This is a genomic window from Acinetobacter rudis (assembly GCF_000829675.1).
Lineage (GTDB): Bacteria > Pseudomonadota > Gammaproteobacteria > Pseudomonadales > Moraxellaceae > Acinetobacter > Acinetobacter rudis.
Genome location: NZ_BBRX01000031.1, coordinates 13,454 through 29,965 on the forward strand (window position 1 = coordinate 13,454; position 16,512 = coordinate 29,965).

At 38.9% G+C, this 16,512-nt stretch carries 14 protein-coding genes; 3 read left to right on the forward strand and 11 right to left on the reverse strand.

Going from position 1 to position 16,512, the window contains the following annotated elements:
• The first annotated feature begins 5 nt into the window (after positions 1-5).
• Positions 6-785, forward strand: coding sequence for a ferredoxin--NADP reductase (locus Aru01_RS09235; protein ID WP_016656915.1), 780 nt, complete (start codon positions 6-8; stop codon positions 783-785).
• A gap of 379 nt (positions 786-1,164) precedes the next feature.
• Here Aru01_RS09235 and Aru01_RS09240 read toward each other — a convergent pair whose 3' ends face one another.
• From Aru01_RS09240 to Aru01_RS09280, 9 genes are all read right to left on the reverse strand, one after another.
• Positions 1,165-2,079 carry a lytic polysaccharide monooxygenase auxiliary activity family 9 protein gene (locus Aru01_RS09240; protein WP_016656916.1) on the reverse strand — a complete coding sequence of 305 codons (915 nt, stop codon included), beginning with the start codon at positions 2,077-2,079 and terminating at the stop codon, positions 1,165-1,167.
• Positions 2,080-2,504: 425 nt separating this feature from the next.
• Positions 2,505-3,050: a hypothetical protein gene (locus Aru01_RS09245; protein ID WP_016656917.1), complete on the reverse strand. Its 546-nt coding sequence runs from the start codon at positions 3,048-3,050 to the stop codon at positions 2,505-2,507.
• Between the two features lie 189 nt (positions 3,051-3,239).
• Positions 3,240-4,163 carry a hypothetical protein gene (locus tag Aru01_RS09250; RefSeq protein WP_016656918.1) on the reverse strand — a complete coding sequence of 308 codons (924 nt, stop codon included), beginning with the start codon at positions 4,161-4,163 and terminating at the stop codon, positions 3,240-3,242.
• A 52-nt stretch (positions 4,164-4,215) separates the two neighbouring features.
• On the reverse strand, positions 4,216-5,358 hold the full coding sequence (locus Aru01_RS09255) for a toxic anion resistance protein (protein ID WP_016656919.1): 1,143 nt from the start codon (positions 5,356-5,358) through the stop codon (positions 4,216-4,218).
• A gap of 7 nt (positions 5,359-5,365) precedes the next feature.
• The gene (locus Aru01_RS09260) at positions 5,366-6,157 is read right to left on the reverse strand and encodes a hypothetical protein (protein ID WP_016656920.1); all 792 of its coding nucleotides are present in this window, start codon (positions 6,155-6,157) and stop codon (positions 5,366-5,368) included.
• A gap of 271 nt (positions 6,158-6,428) precedes the next feature.
• On the reverse strand, positions 6,429-8,843 hold the full coding sequence (locus Aru01_RS09265; protein ID WP_016656921.1) for a CSLREA domain-containing protein: 2,415 nt from the start codon (positions 8,841-8,843) through the stop codon (positions 6,429-6,431).
• On the reverse strand, positions 8,830-10,671 hold the full coding sequence (gene rbtA, locus Aru01_RS09270; protein WP_016656922.1) for a rhombotarget A: 1,842 nt from the start codon (positions 10,669-10,671) through the stop codon (positions 8,830-8,832). The genes Aru01_RS09265 and rbtA overlap by 14 nt, the downstream gene beginning before the upstream one ends.
• Positions 10,672-10,774: 103 nt before the next feature.
• Positions 10,775-11,479, reverse strand: a complete 705-nt coding sequence (hda, locus tag Aru01_RS09275; protein ID WP_016656923.1) for a DnaA regulatory inactivator Hda — start codon at positions 11,477-11,479, stop codon at positions 10,775-10,777.
• A gap of 22 nt (positions 11,480-11,501) precedes the next feature.
• The gene (locus Aru01_RS09280; protein WP_016656924.1) at positions 11,502-12,701 is read right to left on the reverse strand and encodes an AI-2E family transporter; all 1,200 of its coding nucleotides are present in this window, start codon (positions 12,699-12,701) and stop codon (positions 11,502-11,504) included.
• A gap of 134 nt (positions 12,702-12,835) precedes the next feature.
• Between Aru01_RS09280 and purM the strand changes: the two genes are divergently transcribed.
• Entirely contained in the window at positions 12,836-13,906 is a 1,071-nt protein-coding gene (purM, locus tag Aru01_RS09285; RefSeq protein WP_016656925.1) for a phosphoribosylformylglycinamidine cyclo-ligase, read from the forward strand.
• A complete protein-coding gene (gene purN, locus Aru01_RS09290; RefSeq protein WP_016656926.1) occupies positions 13,903-14,535 on the forward strand; it encodes a phosphoribosylglycinamide formyltransferase in 633 nt (210 codons plus the stop codon). Before purM ends, purN begins: the two co-directional genes overlap by 4 nt.
• Before the next feature lie 86 nt (positions 14,536-14,621).
• Here purN and Aru01_RS09295 read toward each other — a convergent pair whose 3' ends face one another.
• Positions 14,622-15,434 (reverse strand): alpha/beta hydrolase, encoded by an 813-nt coding sequence (locus Aru01_RS09295; RefSeq protein ID WP_016656927.1) that lies wholly within the window; start codon positions 15,432-15,434, stop codon positions 14,622-14,624.
• Positions 15,435-15,447: 13 nt separating this feature from the next.
• Complete coding sequence (gene sppA / locus Aru01_RS09300; protein ID WP_016656928.1) at positions 15,448-16,470, reverse strand: signal peptide peptidase SppA; 1,023 nt, start codon at positions 16,468-16,470, stop codon at positions 15,448-15,450.
• Positions 16,471-16,512 lie beyond the last annotated feature (42 nt).

Consider the following 16,512-nt stretch of genomic DNA (forward strand, 5'->3'; position numbering starts at 1 on the left):
ATTTAATGGCTGCTTTTAACGTCGAAAAGATCACGCACGTCCATCATTGGAATGATACCCTTTTTAGTTTTAAAACCACTCGCGATACTGCACTACGCTTTAAGAATGGCCAATTCGTAATGATTGGGCTTGAAGTCAATGGTAAACCACTCATGCGTGCATACTCTATTGCTAGTGCCAACTACGAAGAAGAACTCGAATTCTTCTCAATTAAAGTTCAAGACGGTCCACTGACATCAATTCTACAAAAAGTACAAGTTGGTGATGAACTCTTAGTTTCTAAAAAACCTACAGGTACTTTAGTACTAGACGATCTTAACCCTGGTAAAAACTTATATTTACTTTCTTCAGGTACTGGTCTAGCGCCATTCTTATCGGTCATTCGTGATCCTGAGACTTATGAGCGCTTTGAAAAAGTTATTGTTGTTCATGGTACACGTTTTATATCAGAACTCGCTTATCAAGAGCTTATTCTAGATGAACTACCAAATAACGAATTTTTCCAAGAAATTGGTATTCAAGAAAAATTAGTTTACTACCCAACTGTTACACGTGAAGAATTCCACACTCGTGGTCGTGTTACTCATGCGATCGAATCTGGTGAACTATTTGAAAAAATTGGTTTACCTCGATTTAATCCTGAAACTGACCGTGCGATGTTATGTGGTAGCCCACACTTCTTAAAAGACGTTGCAGACTTATTAGATCAACATGGTCTAAAAGAATCGCCACGTATGGGTGAACTTGGTGATTATGTTATTGAACGTGCTTTTGTTGAAAAATAATAATTATCTTCGACAAAATTAAATAAAAAGTCCTAACCTATAAGGTTGGGACTTTTTATTATTATCAAAACAATCAGCACTCTTATTATATTACTTCCCTCAACACAAAGCCGACCTCACTCCGCAGTATAATAATCAAAAAACTCTAATCACAACTAAAGTAAAAAAGCCGAGTTCACTAAAATAGAACTCAGCTTATCATTTACTTTAAACAGAACATGAATATAAAAAGTAAAAACTTAATCAAAACATCTATCACACGCTTAATCAATGATTAAATTTAGATTCAAAAGAAAATAATTATATAATTCATTTTAATTATTATAAATTACCAACCCCATAAAAACGTATTTATTTAAATATTCAGTACTATGTCATATTATCTATGAGCAGGCTCATCTACAGTATGACCTACTGTTGCACCAGCAGGAACTTTCCAAGGTTTAGTTACAGGCTTAGGTTTATTCACTGCTGGCTGTTGAATTGGCTCTCCAATTTGTACTGCACCTGCTGGTACTTTCCATGGCTTTCCAGCTGTAGGTTTCGTGTTGCTTTCTATCGGTTTAACATTTGTCACAGCTGGTTTAGGTGTCGATACAGTAGGTTTAGTATTCGCTAAAGGTTGAATATCGATATCACTACAGTTTAAGAAGGCTTCATTACCTGCATCATCACGTTGCCAAACTGAGTACAAGATTGCCTTACCTTGACGATCTGCTGGAATACGAATATCGGTGTTATAAACAGCAGTACCATCTGAATTAATCGTTGTTGGAGCCATTTTACCTTTATACAATGGGTGCTCTAAATCAAGATCAGACCATCGTAATTCACGATTTTGGAAGTTTGCATCTTTCTTAGTAATGTATATAGCATGGTCTGAAGGAAAATGCGGTGCGGTAAGTTTCCACACATGTTTAAAGCTTGAACCTGCTTGTAGTGGAGTTGCTTTCCATCCTTTATTTTGTGGCACATCTAAGCCACGTTTATTCTTATCGCCAGCTGCACAAAGTAAACCATTTGGCACTGCTTTTTCTAATGCAGCTTGGTTATTACGCGGGTTGGGGTTTGCTGCACCTTCATTCCACTGAATAAAAGCATAGTAACCTGACACATCAAAACTCGCACGACAACCTGCATTTGGAATGGCACTAGAAGCTCCCCAAAACTTACCATCTTCTTTACATTGAAACTGTCGAGCTGCTGGATAAGATACCCCACCATGTGCAGAAACTTGTTGGGAAAAAAGTATTGCAAATATTTGAACTGTATTTAATAAAATTAATTTACGCATTATAATTCCGTCATAAAAAAAATATTTATAAGATAAAATTTATTGTATATAGTTTACAAACAACCTAACTATATACTGGCAATTATAATCAGCTAAAACACACTTGCAATACAATGTTTGAATGATGTTAAAAATAAAAAATTTCAATTATCACAAAGATAATAAATACCAGACAAAAAACACAGTTATTAAAATTTATGCTATAAATCTACATTAATAAAATATAAACAAGTCTTAAATTTTAAATAAACATAGAGAAAAATTATTTTAAAAAATATGACCATTCACTTTTATTTAAAATAATTTCCATTCATTATCACCAAATTTAAAATATTAATATTCAATACAAATTAATATTTTAAAATAGTGATAAATACTGCAAAACTTAATCAGAGTTTGACTATTTAGGTTTATTAGACTCAATCTTAAAAAGACTTTATTTCTGAAGATAATTGTGTATTAAAAATTAGCTTAGGCAATGTCGCTGGGAAAAAATCTGCTTTTATTTCAACCAACTCAGACTCGCGTAATAATTCTAAAAAAATGTCAACTTCACCTAGATTAAGCACAACTTTACTTTGCTCAATAGCTGTAGATAATGCGGTATCAATATAAAATATGTAGTTCTTACCAGCAAAAGAGACATTGATTGGACAATAGCTTCGATCACAATGAAAATGTACATTTTCAGCTACGATTTCAACGCGCATAACACCTGTTGAATCACGATGAATAACTAACTGCCCTGCTGGTTGTGCATAAGCTGCCCCGAGATCATAAACCGCCCAGACATCTATCTTCTGATTTTTTCCCTGAACGATTGTGCGGTATTTCCAAGTCTTATCTAACTCAGCTTGCTCAGCAAGCTGCACTTTAGGTTCTACCACTGCGGTATATTGCAGTTCATCAGCAGTTTGCTTACACCCCGAAGTAGCCAAAAATAAGCCACATAAAAACACTTTAAGCTGCATCTACTAGATCCTTTATTTTTATTATCGACTCAATATTGAGCTAAATATAATTCGTTGATACGGATCTAGATATTTCAACATACAACACTGATAAAATATTAACCAACTAACATTTTGTACACATAATAACCACAGCACAAAACTTTTTAGAAGAAAACCAACATTGACATACAATTTTTTTAAATAATTTTAAGTCCTTAACTGTTGAATGCGTAGACAGCGTTGCTGAATATTACGTGCAAATAAATAACTCAACATAGCGCTGATTAAGGCAACTACTGCAAATGCATAGAGTAACCATTTGACAACGATAGATACTTTCTCAGCTTTCAAAGCGTAAATATCGAGTTGCTGAGCTGTGGGACTTATACTTTTACCATATAACTGCTGTTGCATTGCCCAGAGCTGTTCGGGTTTAAATCCATAACTCGCAAAATAAGGTTGTGATTGTTCACTTAATAATAACTGTTGCATATAAGTTTGCGCTGCTGCTTTATCAACTGGATCATGCAGTAAAGCGGTTTGAGCCAATAGATATGCTTTTACTGCCTCAAGCTCTCGTCCATGTGCGAGCTGCTGCGCCATAACGCTTTCTTGAATATTATGATCATAACTTAACAGCATATAATAAGACTGCTGCTCAGTGGCATTGAGACGATATTGGATATAACTCAAACTTGACCAAATCAAAATACAACAAATGAGCCAAGCGACAAACTTGAGCACCAAAGATTTAAATCGTCGTTGAAAATAACCAAAATGCTTAAGTAAACGAATAAGGAGAAAACCACCAATCAATACTGCAATGACTTTAACGAACAACCAACCTAACCAACTTAAAAAGCGCTCAAAATAATGCGGCAATTCTCTACTTTGAAAGCTGGTTAAATCGACAGTTGCTGGAATGTGTAACTGTTCCACACTACGGCTTAAATCCCAAAAACTTAAGACAAGCTGCTGCTGAATCACTGTCAGAAAAAGCGCCAATACCATTAAACTCAAGCTCACAAGTGCAAGCAGATATAAACGGCGTTGACGACGCAGCAAGGTCGTTAAGCTTAAATTGACATCTTTTACTGCAGTCTGCGCTCGTATAGGGTCAAAACCAGACAAGAGATGCTCCTCAAATATACAACGATCATCAACTATTAATTAAAACCCAAGTTTAAACCTTAGACTTGGGTATTTCTGTACTAGATTGCAACACAAGTTGATTTAAATTATTTTGCAGACCACGCAAACGAACCTGAGCCTGTTCACGCTGTTGCATCCCCTCTTTCTGAATCTGAATAACTTCATTGACGGTTTTAATCAAGCTGTTCTGTACATGTTCAAGTGTTTCAATATCAATCACTGAGCGCTGATTAGCCCTCGCGGTATCTACAGAGTTTTGATGTAATAAATCTGCATTTCGACGTAATAATTCATTGGTTGCATCATCAATACTGTTCGCAAGCTGTACACTATTTTTTTGCTCTTGCAATGAAATGGCCAAGCTAATTTGGTTTTTCCAAGCGGGTAATGTGATGTTTTTAATTGCATAGAACTTATCAACCAACATCAAATTATTCGACTGAATAATTCGAATCATCGGTAAGGTTTGCATCGCTGATTGCTGCAACACTCTTAAGTCACTAATGCGTTTTTCTAAATTGTTTGCCACATGATTTAAGTCATAAACCAATTGAGTTCGTGTAGGATCTTGGCTTAGTTCCTCACGACTTAGTTGTGTAAGTGACTGTTGAATCGCCTGATACTTCAATTGACCAGCCGCAACATAAAGACCAAGTTGCTTATACTCCTCTTGCACAGCACCAAACATCTGGTCCAATGTGGTTACACGACTTTTTAGACCAGTTTGTGTTGTTTCAATTTCACCCACTAATCGATCTAAATGTTGTTTGGTATTATCAAACTGCTGATCAAAACTTTGTTTAGCCCCACGTACTTTATTAAATAAACTGGCAAAAAAACCAGAGTTCTTGCCTGGATGGAGTAAGTTAGACTGATTAATTTGTTGAGCAGTTTGTACAACTTCATTCAATTTTTTTCCAGTGTCTTCAAGTTCACTATTTTTCACTAGACCCAAAAGTTCATCAGTGTAAGTTGAAGTCTTCACCGCGATATTTTTACCATATTCAGCTACACGATTCTGATTAATTTCATCAAGCTCTTTATGTATGTCCATCACCGCAACAAAGTCATCGGCGTTCAAACCGATTTCCGTCAAATTTAATTCCGAAAATGATTGTTGCTGTTGCTCAGGAGTAAGCTCAATAATGCGCTGTTGCAATTCTAATGTATTCATAATAATCCTAATGGTTTTCTAATGCTTGCTTTAAACTTTGAATTAAGTTATCACGGTTACGATTGAGTTCAGTGATGTCTATTGCACTATTTGCACGCTGTTTTTCTTGATTGAGTTTGAGATGGTACTGCCAAGCAGGAATTAACACCTGCTGTGCCTCTTTAAAACGATCAATCAAACCAAATGCTAATTGCTGATTTAACTGCATTTGCACCATAGCGAGATCATGACTAGATTGTAAGGTATTTAAACTATGAATTTTCTGTACCATACGCTGCTGAAAGTGCTCTAAAGTCTGTGAATCTCGAATAAATACAGGACAGTCTTCTAAAAAACGTTGAGCAGCTGCAATATGCTGTGCCATATCTACCCTTAAAGCTAAAAGTTGCTCGTAGCGAGTTTGCGATTGGGCAATCTCTAATGCCAAGCGTCGACTCAATTGATTTGCCTGATCAATCGATTGATCCAACTGTTGAATATAATGCACCTTCGCACTATCAAATTCTAAGTCGATGCCAAGCCACTGCTGTAAGCGATTAAACCGCTTGTTTTTCAACTTCTTAGAAGACTGTGATAGTTGATGAATAATCTCGGTAATCACTTGACTCAATTGTTGAGTTAACGAAGGATCAATATGATTTAACAAAGCCGCCTGCGCTTGCACCACTTGCTGTGCATATTGATTCAGCAACAAAGGTTGCTGTAATAATGGCAACAGTTCAGTTCGCTGAATCAAAAGTAATTGTTCAGGACATATCGCTATCTGATGAAGTGGTATTAAGGAGCTCAGTGCTTGCATATTTTTCCTGAGTAACAAATCAATGTGACAAAACAATCATTGTGATCAAACGGTTACGAATACCAAGTAATAAAGATTGTGCCACATTTTAGAATTACAATTGAGCAAAGTTAAAAATAACCAAGAGAATACAATTTTATCAAGTTGAATTCACATCGCTCACATACTTGACAAGTCTATAACACAAACTAAAAACATCGCCCCATGGATGATGAGGCGATGTTAGTAGGTCTCTGTTTTGACTTTAACTCAAATGATGTAGAGCAGCGAATTATTTCACACGGCTGGCCCTACGACGTAAATAGACTAAAGTCAATAATGCCAATGTGCTCAGCATACCCACTGAACCACCGCCACTGGTTGCACCCTTTGAAGAGCCTGTGTTTATAATTTCAATTTCTGCTTCTTTAGAAGCCAAACCTTCCACATCGTATACCAGATATTTTAATCTATAGTTAAAAGGATCAAAGGTATTTTTTAATTTAGCTTGGATTTTACCACCATGACAGGTCAGCTTCACATCATCAGGACATGGGCCTGAACGCTCAGACTGAATTTGTACTGCATCACGTGTTTGGGTAAAACGAATTGCTAAATCCTGTCCTTTTTCATCCGTATAATAACTTAGTTTATTCGGCTTACTTTGCAGTTTACTGACATCACCATCGCCCTTGTCATGGGTATTTTCAAGTAGCTTAAGCTCAGTCCATCCCGTATCTCCAGGAGAGACGGTATAACTCACAGGCTCTGCTACAGGTTCTATATTTCTAAAACTCACCATGATATAAGCTGATGACGATTTAGCAGGATTGGATTTCATGGTCAATTTATATGAACAAAACTCTGTATCACCATCTGGAGTAATACGATCATCCAAGCGATACATCAGAATTTGTTCTAGATCCTTATCCCATTCACACTTTAAGTTCTGATCAAATTGTCCTTGAAATTTATTGTCACTATCCAACTTTCCAACACCGAGTGCTTGATAAGATACATCATATAAATCAGCACTCAGATGTTTAATCTCACGCACCCCTTGATCACTCACCGTTTCATCAGGCCAATTGCCTTTAAAAGGGTCTATAAAAACTGTGCGGTACTTTTGCTTTGCCTCGGTCAACTCTCGGAGTTTTGCATATTTTTCAACTTGTAACTTATAGTAAGGCAAAAACTCTGGTTTAGTTTGTGGATTCTTAACGAATGCATCAAAGCTATCACGAACCGCTTCAAATTCCTTAAGTAAGTCCACTATAGATGGGTTTGCTGCAGTTAAATTACTGGTTGTTAAACGCAGCACCTCTGTTGCACCTATATCACATGTATTGGGTTTTTCATCGTTGCCTACAGAGTTCACCACATTAATCCGCTTAATCCCACGCTGATCCAAGTTACTACAACCTGATTCAAACTTGCTATCAATCAATGGATTATTACTCATCCCCGGCTTAGTAAAATACATTGGCATATATGCAGTATATTCATCAGGTGTGTTTTGCGATAAAGGGCTGAGCAGCTGATTAAAACTATACTGATCTACTGCAATATTATCCTTCGCAACTGCTTCAGCATCCTCACTGATCAGCTCACATTCATCATGACCAGCTTTGAGTAAAACAGCATTACCTCGTGCATAAATATTTGCATATTTAACCCCTTCACGCTTGTCTGCATAACGACAAGACTTCCCTGTATTAAAAGCTAACACATTAAAGTTAAGGTCTTTTTTACCCGCCCCATCATAAAGTAATGTCGAGAAAGCTGTATTTTGAGTGATAGTGTTACTTAATAACTCTAATGAAGTGTTTTTGACACTTAATGGCACATTGCCATAAGGTGTTTTAGAACTAAATTGAATAATACTACCACGTGTCGGATCTGCCTGATTGAGACCTATACTACTGGCACTGATTCGGGCTTTAGCTTGCCCACAGTAAGCAAAAGTACTTTGACTATTTGCAGATCCATTGTTCAGGATGCTCATAAAGTCGATATAGACTTCTCGCACTGTCGTCGTTAGGTTATCACTACAGCTCATTGCGATTACACTGCCACGCTCAGCCTGATTACCTTCTATACGACCACGGTTGGCAGTAAAGCTACTATAGACGCCGTCAAGATAAACCGCCCCACCTTCTTGAGCTTTACTATTAAAAATAGATACATTATTTAGTATCAGAGCACCGCCAGCTAAAAGTGCTCCTCCACGACCAGTACTCACACCATCATAAAGTTCAACATTATCTATGGTCACGGCGGGCTGATTAAATGTTGAGCTATTTAAAATACGATTATTCGCTACTGCACGTATTTTAGTTTGAATGGCTGTTAACGCAGGATAATCATTGGTTAACACATCAGGCTTTTCATAGTTAACAGGCGCTTTACCTTGTATAACGACATTTTGGGTCGGTTGTAATTCGCGTTTAAGTTGATACTCACCTGCTTCCAACTGAATCACGGTTGCACGAGTTGCAACAACCTCCCCGACAGGACAGCCCCCATAGGCTTTACCTGTAGATGCAGTAACAATTGCCTCACGCAAAGAACACGCATTTGAGTTCTCTCCATCTTCATCGGCAAATGTCGTTACATAAATTGTTCGATCAGCAGTTTGTGCACTCAGAGATAGACTCATTAAAGTCAGTGTTGCAACGACCAAAGCGGTTTTTTTATATTGAATCATGTTTTGCTCCTCGTTTACGACTTGCGAGGCGTAAAGCCGCTACAGCACCAAGACCCAATAAACCCCACAGACCTGTAGATCCACCACCACCGACTTTTTTATTATCAATACCATCTTGAGGTCCTTGTACAATTCGCGTAGGAATTGAAACATAAGGATTTGTCGAATCAGTAAAACGTGTGGTAGTGGTGACCACTAATGTTGTAAATTCATCTAAACCATGCCAATTCCCATTGGGTACATAGGTTAATACACCTGCTTGGCTGATACTTAAGCTTCCTTTGGAAGTCAAAGTACTATTGGATTGCACCGTTTTTAAACAACCAGGTTGCCAGTTTTGACCATCTGGACGCTGACCAAATAAACCGACACACACTTCTGGGCGAACCAACTCACCATCTTTAAGTTGCTCATCTAAAGTCATCGTTGCAACTTGACCATAAAAAATGTCTTTACCCACCCTCTCTGTATTAAGCGTGTCTACATAGAGTTCAATTGCACCACGATCACAGTGTTCAGGTTGATTGACAGGGCGAGGCTTCTCTCGTTGATCCATCGCAGCACAAGATAATATCTCTTGTTCTCCAAGAATTGGACCACGATTGACAATTGGTGAATCGGTAATAAATTTATATCGATTTAATAAGCGCGGTTTAAAAAATCCCCAATCACTGTCTTTACTCTTGTTATTAAATGGGCAAAGTATGCCCTCACTATCAATATCACATTCAGCATCGATACTTTTACCTGCAAGTAAAACTGTACCTTTAGGTAATACCTGTCCTTGTTTACCTTCACAACCTGCGCTATACAGGTTATTGGTCATATTATTGGCTTCAACTGTACCTTTCACCTGACAGTCTTGTTGTCCATTGTTGAGCAAAATACTGTTGGCGACATAAGCTTGTTTAAGTGGTGAATCGACTATCAAGCCCTTATTATTCAAAATAATAGTATTGTTGTTCAAGCTCATGCCATCGACAACACGAATTACAAAGCCTTTATTATTAAATACCGTACTATTACTCACACCACGTAATAATGTATTGCCTAATTTTTTTAACTGCTCTTCTGTAAAAGGTGTTTTGATCTCCATTAGTGCAGCGTTAACATCAGTAACTTCATTGTCTCTAAGAACTAAACCTGTACCGATATACTGCGGTAAATCACTATATATAACTGCACCTTGTACTGCTTTATTGTCTTTAAACAAAGCGTTAAACATTTTAACTGTACTTAGTGACTGACCTTCTTTATATTCACCTGCATTATAAATCGCACCACCGAGTCGTGCTTTGCCACCTTGAAGTTGGCTACGAGTCACTTCAATATTTTCTTTATTATAAATCAGGCCGCCTTGATCTTGACATTGATCATCATTACACCCTTTGAGTGTAAGCCTAAAGAAAGAGGCTAATATTGGGCCAGGCTTAGGGTCTTCTGAATTAGCAGATTCACTATGGCGCTCAATCCAAAACAAACGATCTTTGCCTGTCATTTTAATCGTAGCATTATAAATTTCTGGTCTGGTCTCATCTGCACCTTGCTCAGACTCTGTACGTAATATCAGATTATTTTGGATTTTGACTTGGCTTTTAAGTTTATATTCAGTTTTTGCTTTTAAATAAATCGTGTTTTCTGCACCCTCACCACCACATCCGTTGTGACCCTCTTTAGGCATGCCTAAATTTATATATTCAATAGCTTCACGTAGTGAACATTGTTTATCGTCTGCAACAGTATCCTCGGTTGTTGTAACATATATTGGTGCAGCATTTATCTGACTCGCCCCAATACATAGTCCCAACACCACGCTCCGCTTGAGCATCAGCCTCTCCTTTCCATCTTTTTATTTGTTCTAGACACAAAAATACTTTACATATTTCTGCCCAATCTGTCACAAATTAAAAAATTAAACAAGGCTTTTGGGGTCAATGATATTCGTTGATTAGGGCATAGATTTGTCGTAAAACTGCATGTGAGAGTTTAGTCTTCTCACCTTGTAGCAGTTTTTCCAATTGATCTACCGACTGAAGTAACAAACTGGGCTGGTGTGGCCCATGATTCAGTAAGTAATCAATGATCTGGGCATCAAAATGTACGCCACGACGTGTGAGTACTGAGTGTAGTAACGATTCGCGATCTGCAAAATCCTCACCATTAGGAACGCGTACACTTACCGCTTGATTTAGGCGTGAGCGTAAGTCATAGAGTTCGAGTTTTAATTCTTTAGGCGCAAAACGAGAGGAAAAAACCAATTGACCACCATCTTGCTGACTGCTATTGATCAAATGAAAAATCGCAGTTTGCCAATGTGGCACACCAATAATAGCCTCTATGTCATCTAAGGCCACCAAATCATAACTTTCTAAAGCACTGATGGCCTCAATAGGTGCATCGAGTAGTTCCAGCAATGAAACTTTAATGGCTGATTTGCCAATCTCTTGATAAGAGTCACAAATGGCGGTGAGTAAATGACTCTTCCCAGTGCCCGCCTCACCATAGACATAAAACCGATTCAGTAATCCAGCGTGTAACTGTCTCACAGCATCAATTACAGCACCCCATCCAGGGCCAGAAAAGTCACTGATCTTCGCATCAAGCTGAGGTTCAATATTCAACTGCAATTGACGCATCGGTTTATTTATACTCCAAAGTTTATTTTACTGACTGATCATCATTAGATGATTGCAGGGTTGTTGGTGCTTCAGGCACTACATCTTGTGTTGGGTCTAAGGCTTCATGCGCTACATTTTGTTGATCTGTATGGAGGTGATCATGAGCAATTACAAGTCTATCTTGATAAAAATCACTCTGTTCGTAACTTTGACGCAAATGTTTGAGTAATACCACAATAACCGCAGCAACAGGCAAAGCCACCAACATGCCCAAGAATCCACCTAATTGCGCACCCGCCAACACGGCAAATACCACCGCAACAGGTGATAAACCAATTTTATCGCCCAATAAAAAGGGCTGTAAAATATAGCCTTCAATCACCTGACCTAACATAAACACACCAAAGACCATGGCTAAATGCACCCAGTCCAAGCCAAATTGGAATAATGCAGCAATGACCGCAGCAATAATCCCTACTGCAAAGCCTAAATACGGGATGATACTGGCTAAGCCAGCAACCATACCGATAATTAAGCCAACTTCAATACCTACAGCTTGTAAGCCAACTGCATAAACGATACCCAGTAGAACCATCACCAAAAACTGACCTTTTACAAATGCACCGAGTACATCGTGACAGTCATTGACGATTTTCATGGTTTTAGTTTCAAAACGTGGTGGAATCAATTTATGCATACGCGCCAACATCCGATTCCAATCTAACAAAAAGTAGAAAGTAATGATTGGAACTAAAACAACAGTACCACTGACTTGGATGACACTCAGGCCTGATTGCAAGATCGAGAGCAACATCGTTTGGATGCTGTCCATATTGTAGTTGGTTTGCACATAGTCCATGACCACTTTAGAAAGTTGGTCTGTATCTATTTGCATGTTTTCTAGATTAAAGACCTTCGCTCCCCAAGGAAGTAAGGTGTGGTTAATCCATGAAATTCCCGCAGGTAAGCTATCACGGAAATAAACCAACTGTTTCCAAACCAAAGGCACCACAAACCAAATCGCCAGAACAACCACCAAGATAATGGCTAAAAAGACATTACTGATCGCCAACCAACGTGGTAGGTATCGAGAAAGTTTATTGACAGGTTGACTAAATAGGTAGGCAATAAAAAAAGCCGCTAAAAATGGGATAACGACAGGTTTGAGTAGATAGAGAATCCATAATCCCACCCCGATTGCCGACAATATAAAAATGCGTTTTAAAGTTATATCATGCATATCATCGCGCCTTATTCATGTTTCTTGGCAGTCTAAGTTAAAATAATTAAATTAAGATAGCATTTTCGCATAGAATTAACATAAGAGTTTTACATAATCAGGTATAATCTCCGCGCGAATGCGGAGACTTCATTATGAGCAACACAACTTCTCAATCAAACACTGGTTTAAGTTACAAAGATGCTGGTGTGGACATTGAAGCGGGCGACGCACTAGTCGATCGAATCAAATCAGTCGCTAAACGAACAACTCGACCTGAGGTGATGGGTGGATTAGGTGGTTTTGGCGCGCTATGCAAAATTCCTAAAGGCTACGAAGAGCCTGTATTGGTTTCGGGCACAGACGGCGTTGGAACAAAACTACGCGTTGCGTTAAATCTAAACCGTCACAATACCATTGGTCAAGATTTAGTTGCGATGTGTGTCAACGATCTTTTGGTCTGTGGTGCAGAACCATTATTCTTCCTTGACTACTATGCAACTGGTCACTTAAATGTTGACGTCGCTGCTGATGTCGTTACAGGGATCGGTCAAGGCTGTGAACTTGCTGGTTGTGCCCTAGTCGGTGGTGAAACTGCTGAAATGCCTGGCATGTACGAAGGCGAAGACTATGACCTTGCTGGCTTTGCTGTTGGTGTCGTAGAACACAGTAAAATCATTGATGGTAGTCAGGTTAAAGCTGGCGATGTGCTGATTGGTGTTGCATCTTCTGGTGCACATTCAAATGGTTATTCATTGTTACGCAAAATCATTGATGTTAAAAATGTTGACCTAGAGCAAATCATTGATGGCCGCAGTTTGGCGGATGTCGTGATGGAACCTACCCGTATTTACGTTAAACCTATTCTTGAGTTATGCAAACAGATCAATGTGCATGCTATGGCTCATATTACAGGTGGCGGTTTACCAGGTAACTTACCACGTGTACTGCCTAATGGCGCACAAGCTGTTATTGATGAATCATCTTGGCAGTGGCCTGAGCTATTCAAATTACTACAACGCGAAGGCGGTGTAGAACAGTTTGAAATGTATCGTACCTTTAACTGTGGTGTTGGTATGGTGATCGCTGTTGATGCAGCTGATGCACAAAGCACAATTGATATCTTAAATGCACAAGGTGAGTCTGCTTGGAAAATTGGACATATCCAAGAAAATGCAGCTTCAGTTGCTGGTGCAGATGAAAAAATTCGCGTGATTTTTGCATGATGAAAATCGCGGTACTGGTTTCAGGTAACGGCAGCAATTTACAGGCCATTATTGATGCAAAAGTATCAGGACAAATTGTTGGTGTCATTTCTAACAAAGCTGATGCTTTTGCTCTGCAACGTGCAGAACAAGCAGGTATCGCAACAGCGGTGATAGAACATAAAGACTATCCTGATCGAGTGAGTTTTGATGCGGTTATGCATCAAAAGTTGCTTGACTGGGAGGTCGATCTGGTCATTTTAGCTGGCTTTATGCGTATCTTAAGCCCAATCTTTGTCAATCGTTGGCAAGGTAAAATGCTCAACATCCACCCTTCACTTTTGCCAAACTATAAAGGCATGCATACCCATCAACGGGTGTTGAATAGTGGTGAAGTATTTCATGGATGTACTGTACACTTTGTTACCGCCGAACTCGACGCAGGTCCAGCCTTGGCACAAAGTGTACTTAAGGTAGCACAGCACGATACAGCTCAAAGCTTAGCTGAACGTATTCATCAGCTTGAACATTTTATCTATCCGCTTGTTGTAGACTGGTTATGTCAAGGCACTTTGCAATATCAAACAGATGGTCATGTGACTTTCCGTGGCCAAGCCCTACAGCGCCCTATCCAGTTTAGTCAATTTTAATCTTCACGTTTTAATCATATAAAACGTGGGAAAAAAAGCGCATCAACAGATGCGCTTTTTTATCACCAGACACACACTCATCTAACTTACTGATATTGAGTAATGAGCTGTTTCACGACATCAACTGTAGTTTCTGGATGTTCTAATGGGAACATATGCCCACCCTCAGTCACCTGAAATGGAATTGCCAATTTACGCTGTGCAATCTGTGGAAAGCCTCGTTTTAAAAACTGACTGTCATGTCCTACCACCATATTAACTGGCATAACTGACTTCGCCATCGGCAACCACCACAGTGAAGGATTATTTCTAAAAATAGCCACTTCATCCGCTTTTGCGATGCTTAAGGTTACCCCACCACGTGCAGGATCTTCAGTCAAAGCATATTGCAAATAAGCCTGAAAACAGTCTTCATCGAAGTGTTTATAAAAACCTTTGGGTCTGAGTAACTCACCCGCTTGTTCTCGTGATTCCCAGTGATCACGGCGACGCACTGATAAACCTGCTGGCGTAATTTTATCAACGGTTTTCGGATGAAAAATTTTTGCCAGATGAAACAACAGTGAATGCTTGCCCATAATAAAAGGTGGATCAAGCATAATCACTTGACGAAACAATTCTGGACGCTTCTTTGCTGCCATATAGGTCAAAACCGAGCCTAAAGAATGTCCCAAACCGATGACCGCTTGGCCTTTCGCTTGTTGCGTTACACTATCAATAATCTGATCGACCAAGTGTGGCCAATGATTGGTAATTGGATAACGCTTATCAGGGCCAATCATTGGCACATAAACTACTTGATACTCGTCACTCAGTTGTTCAAATAATTTTGTATAAACTTTTGAGGGCACACCATTGGCATGCGCAAAATGTATAATCGGTTTATTGCTATTCGACATCATGTACTCGCAATTACTGTATCTTGGTTTGGTTTTGCGACTGCACTTGCTGCATTACTGCAGTGCCCAAGTGTTGACCCATTTCACTTCCCATACGCCCCATGATTGAATCAAAAGGAGTGCGCTCCACAGTATAGTTGACTGTCTTACTAATATCTAACTCGCGTTTTAAACTCTCGAGGTTACCCGCCTTATCTGCAATCCCCAATTTAATCGCTTGCTCACCTGTCCAGAATAGACCTGAGAAAATTGCTGGATCAGTCGATTTTAGTTTATCGCCACGACCTGTTTTGACAGCCTGAATAAAATGAGAATGTACGTTATCAAGTAATGCCTGAATATGTTGCTTTTGCTCAGCATTAATCGGCTTACTCATACTTAAAATATCTTTATTGCTTCCCGCTGTCATAGTGCGATCTTCAATGCCGAGTTTTTGTGCTAAACCACTTACACCATAGTTTGGCATAATTACACCAATCGACCCGACTAAGCTTGATGGATTCACCCAAATTTGATCAGCAGCAGAAGCGATATAATATGCTCCAGAAGCGCCCATATCACCAATCACAGCATAGACTTTCTTGTTCGGGTGTTGCTTCTTCAGATATTGAATTTCTTGCCAAATATCATCAGATTGTACAGGTGAACCCCCTGGTGAATTAATATTGAGTACAACTGCACGGCTACCTTTCGCCTCAAAAGCACTTTTTAATGATTTAATCGTATCTATGCTGTTGACGGACTGATTACCCGAATCGATCGTACCAATGATATTAACAACGGCTAAATGTGTATCTGTAATGCCAGTAACATTTTCAGTTGAACTCGTTAAAGTACAACCTCTAAACATAAAGATCAAAATCGCAAGCACATAAAGCATGCTCACAAATTTGAAAAATATTCCCCAACGACGACTACGTTGTTGCTCTTTGACTGAGGAAAGTACTGCTTTTTCTAATATTTTCCACTCTTGCCCAGTAGGCGTTGCGGGTTGGTCGGTTTTTTCTTTATGTGGTTGTGGTGGCCAATCGGACATAGTAAAGATGATCCAAATAGAAATTTAGGTAAGCATTATATA

Coding starts and splice junctions, on each gene's coding strand:
- Aru01_RS09240 (WP_016656916.1), bottom strand. CDS start 2,079: ATGCGTAAATTAATTTTATTAAATACAGTTCAAATATTTGCAATACTT.
- Aru01_RS09260 (WP_016656920.1), bottom strand. CDS start 6,157: ATGCAAGCACTGAGCTCCTTAATACCACTTCATCAGATAGCGATATGT.
- Aru01_RS09235 (WP_016656915.1), top strand. CDS start 6: ATGGCTGCTTTTAACGTCGAAAAGATCACGCACGTCCATCATTGGAAT.
- Aru01_RS09295 (WP_016656927.1), bottom strand. CDS start 15,434: ATGTCGAATAGCAATAAACCGATTATACATTTTGCGCATGCCAATGGT.
- sppA (WP_016656928.1), bottom strand. CDS start 16,470: ATGTCCGATTGGCCACCACAACCACATAAAGAAAAAACCGACCAACCC.
- purN (WP_016656926.1), top strand. CDS start 13,903: ATGATGAAAATCGCGGTACTGGTTTCAGGTAACGGCAGCAATTTACAG.
- purM (WP_016656925.1), top strand. CDS start 12,836: ATGAGCAACACAACTTCTCAATCAAACACTGGTTTAAGTTACAAAGAT.
- Aru01_RS09245 (WP_016656917.1), bottom strand. CDS start 3,050: ATGCAGCTTAAAGTGTTTTTATGTGGCTTATTTTTGGCTACTTCGGGG.
- hda (WP_016656923.1), bottom strand. CDS start 11,479: ATGCGTCAATTGCAGTTGAATATTGAACCTCAGCTTGATGCGAAGATC.
- Aru01_RS09265 (WP_016656921.1), bottom strand. CDS start 8,843: ATGATTCAATATAAAAAAACCGCTTTGGTCGTTGCAACACTGACTTTA.
- rbtA (WP_016656922.1), bottom strand. CDS start 10,671: ATGCTCAAGCGGAGCGTGGTGTTGGGACTATGTATTGGGGCGAGTCAG.
- Aru01_RS09255 (WP_016656919.1), bottom strand. CDS start 5,358: ATGAATACATTAGAATTGCAACAGCGCATTATTGAGCTTACTCCTGAG.
- Aru01_RS09280 (WP_016656924.1), bottom strand. CDS start 12,701: ATGCATGATATAACTTTAAAACGCATTTTTATATTGTCGGCAATCGGG.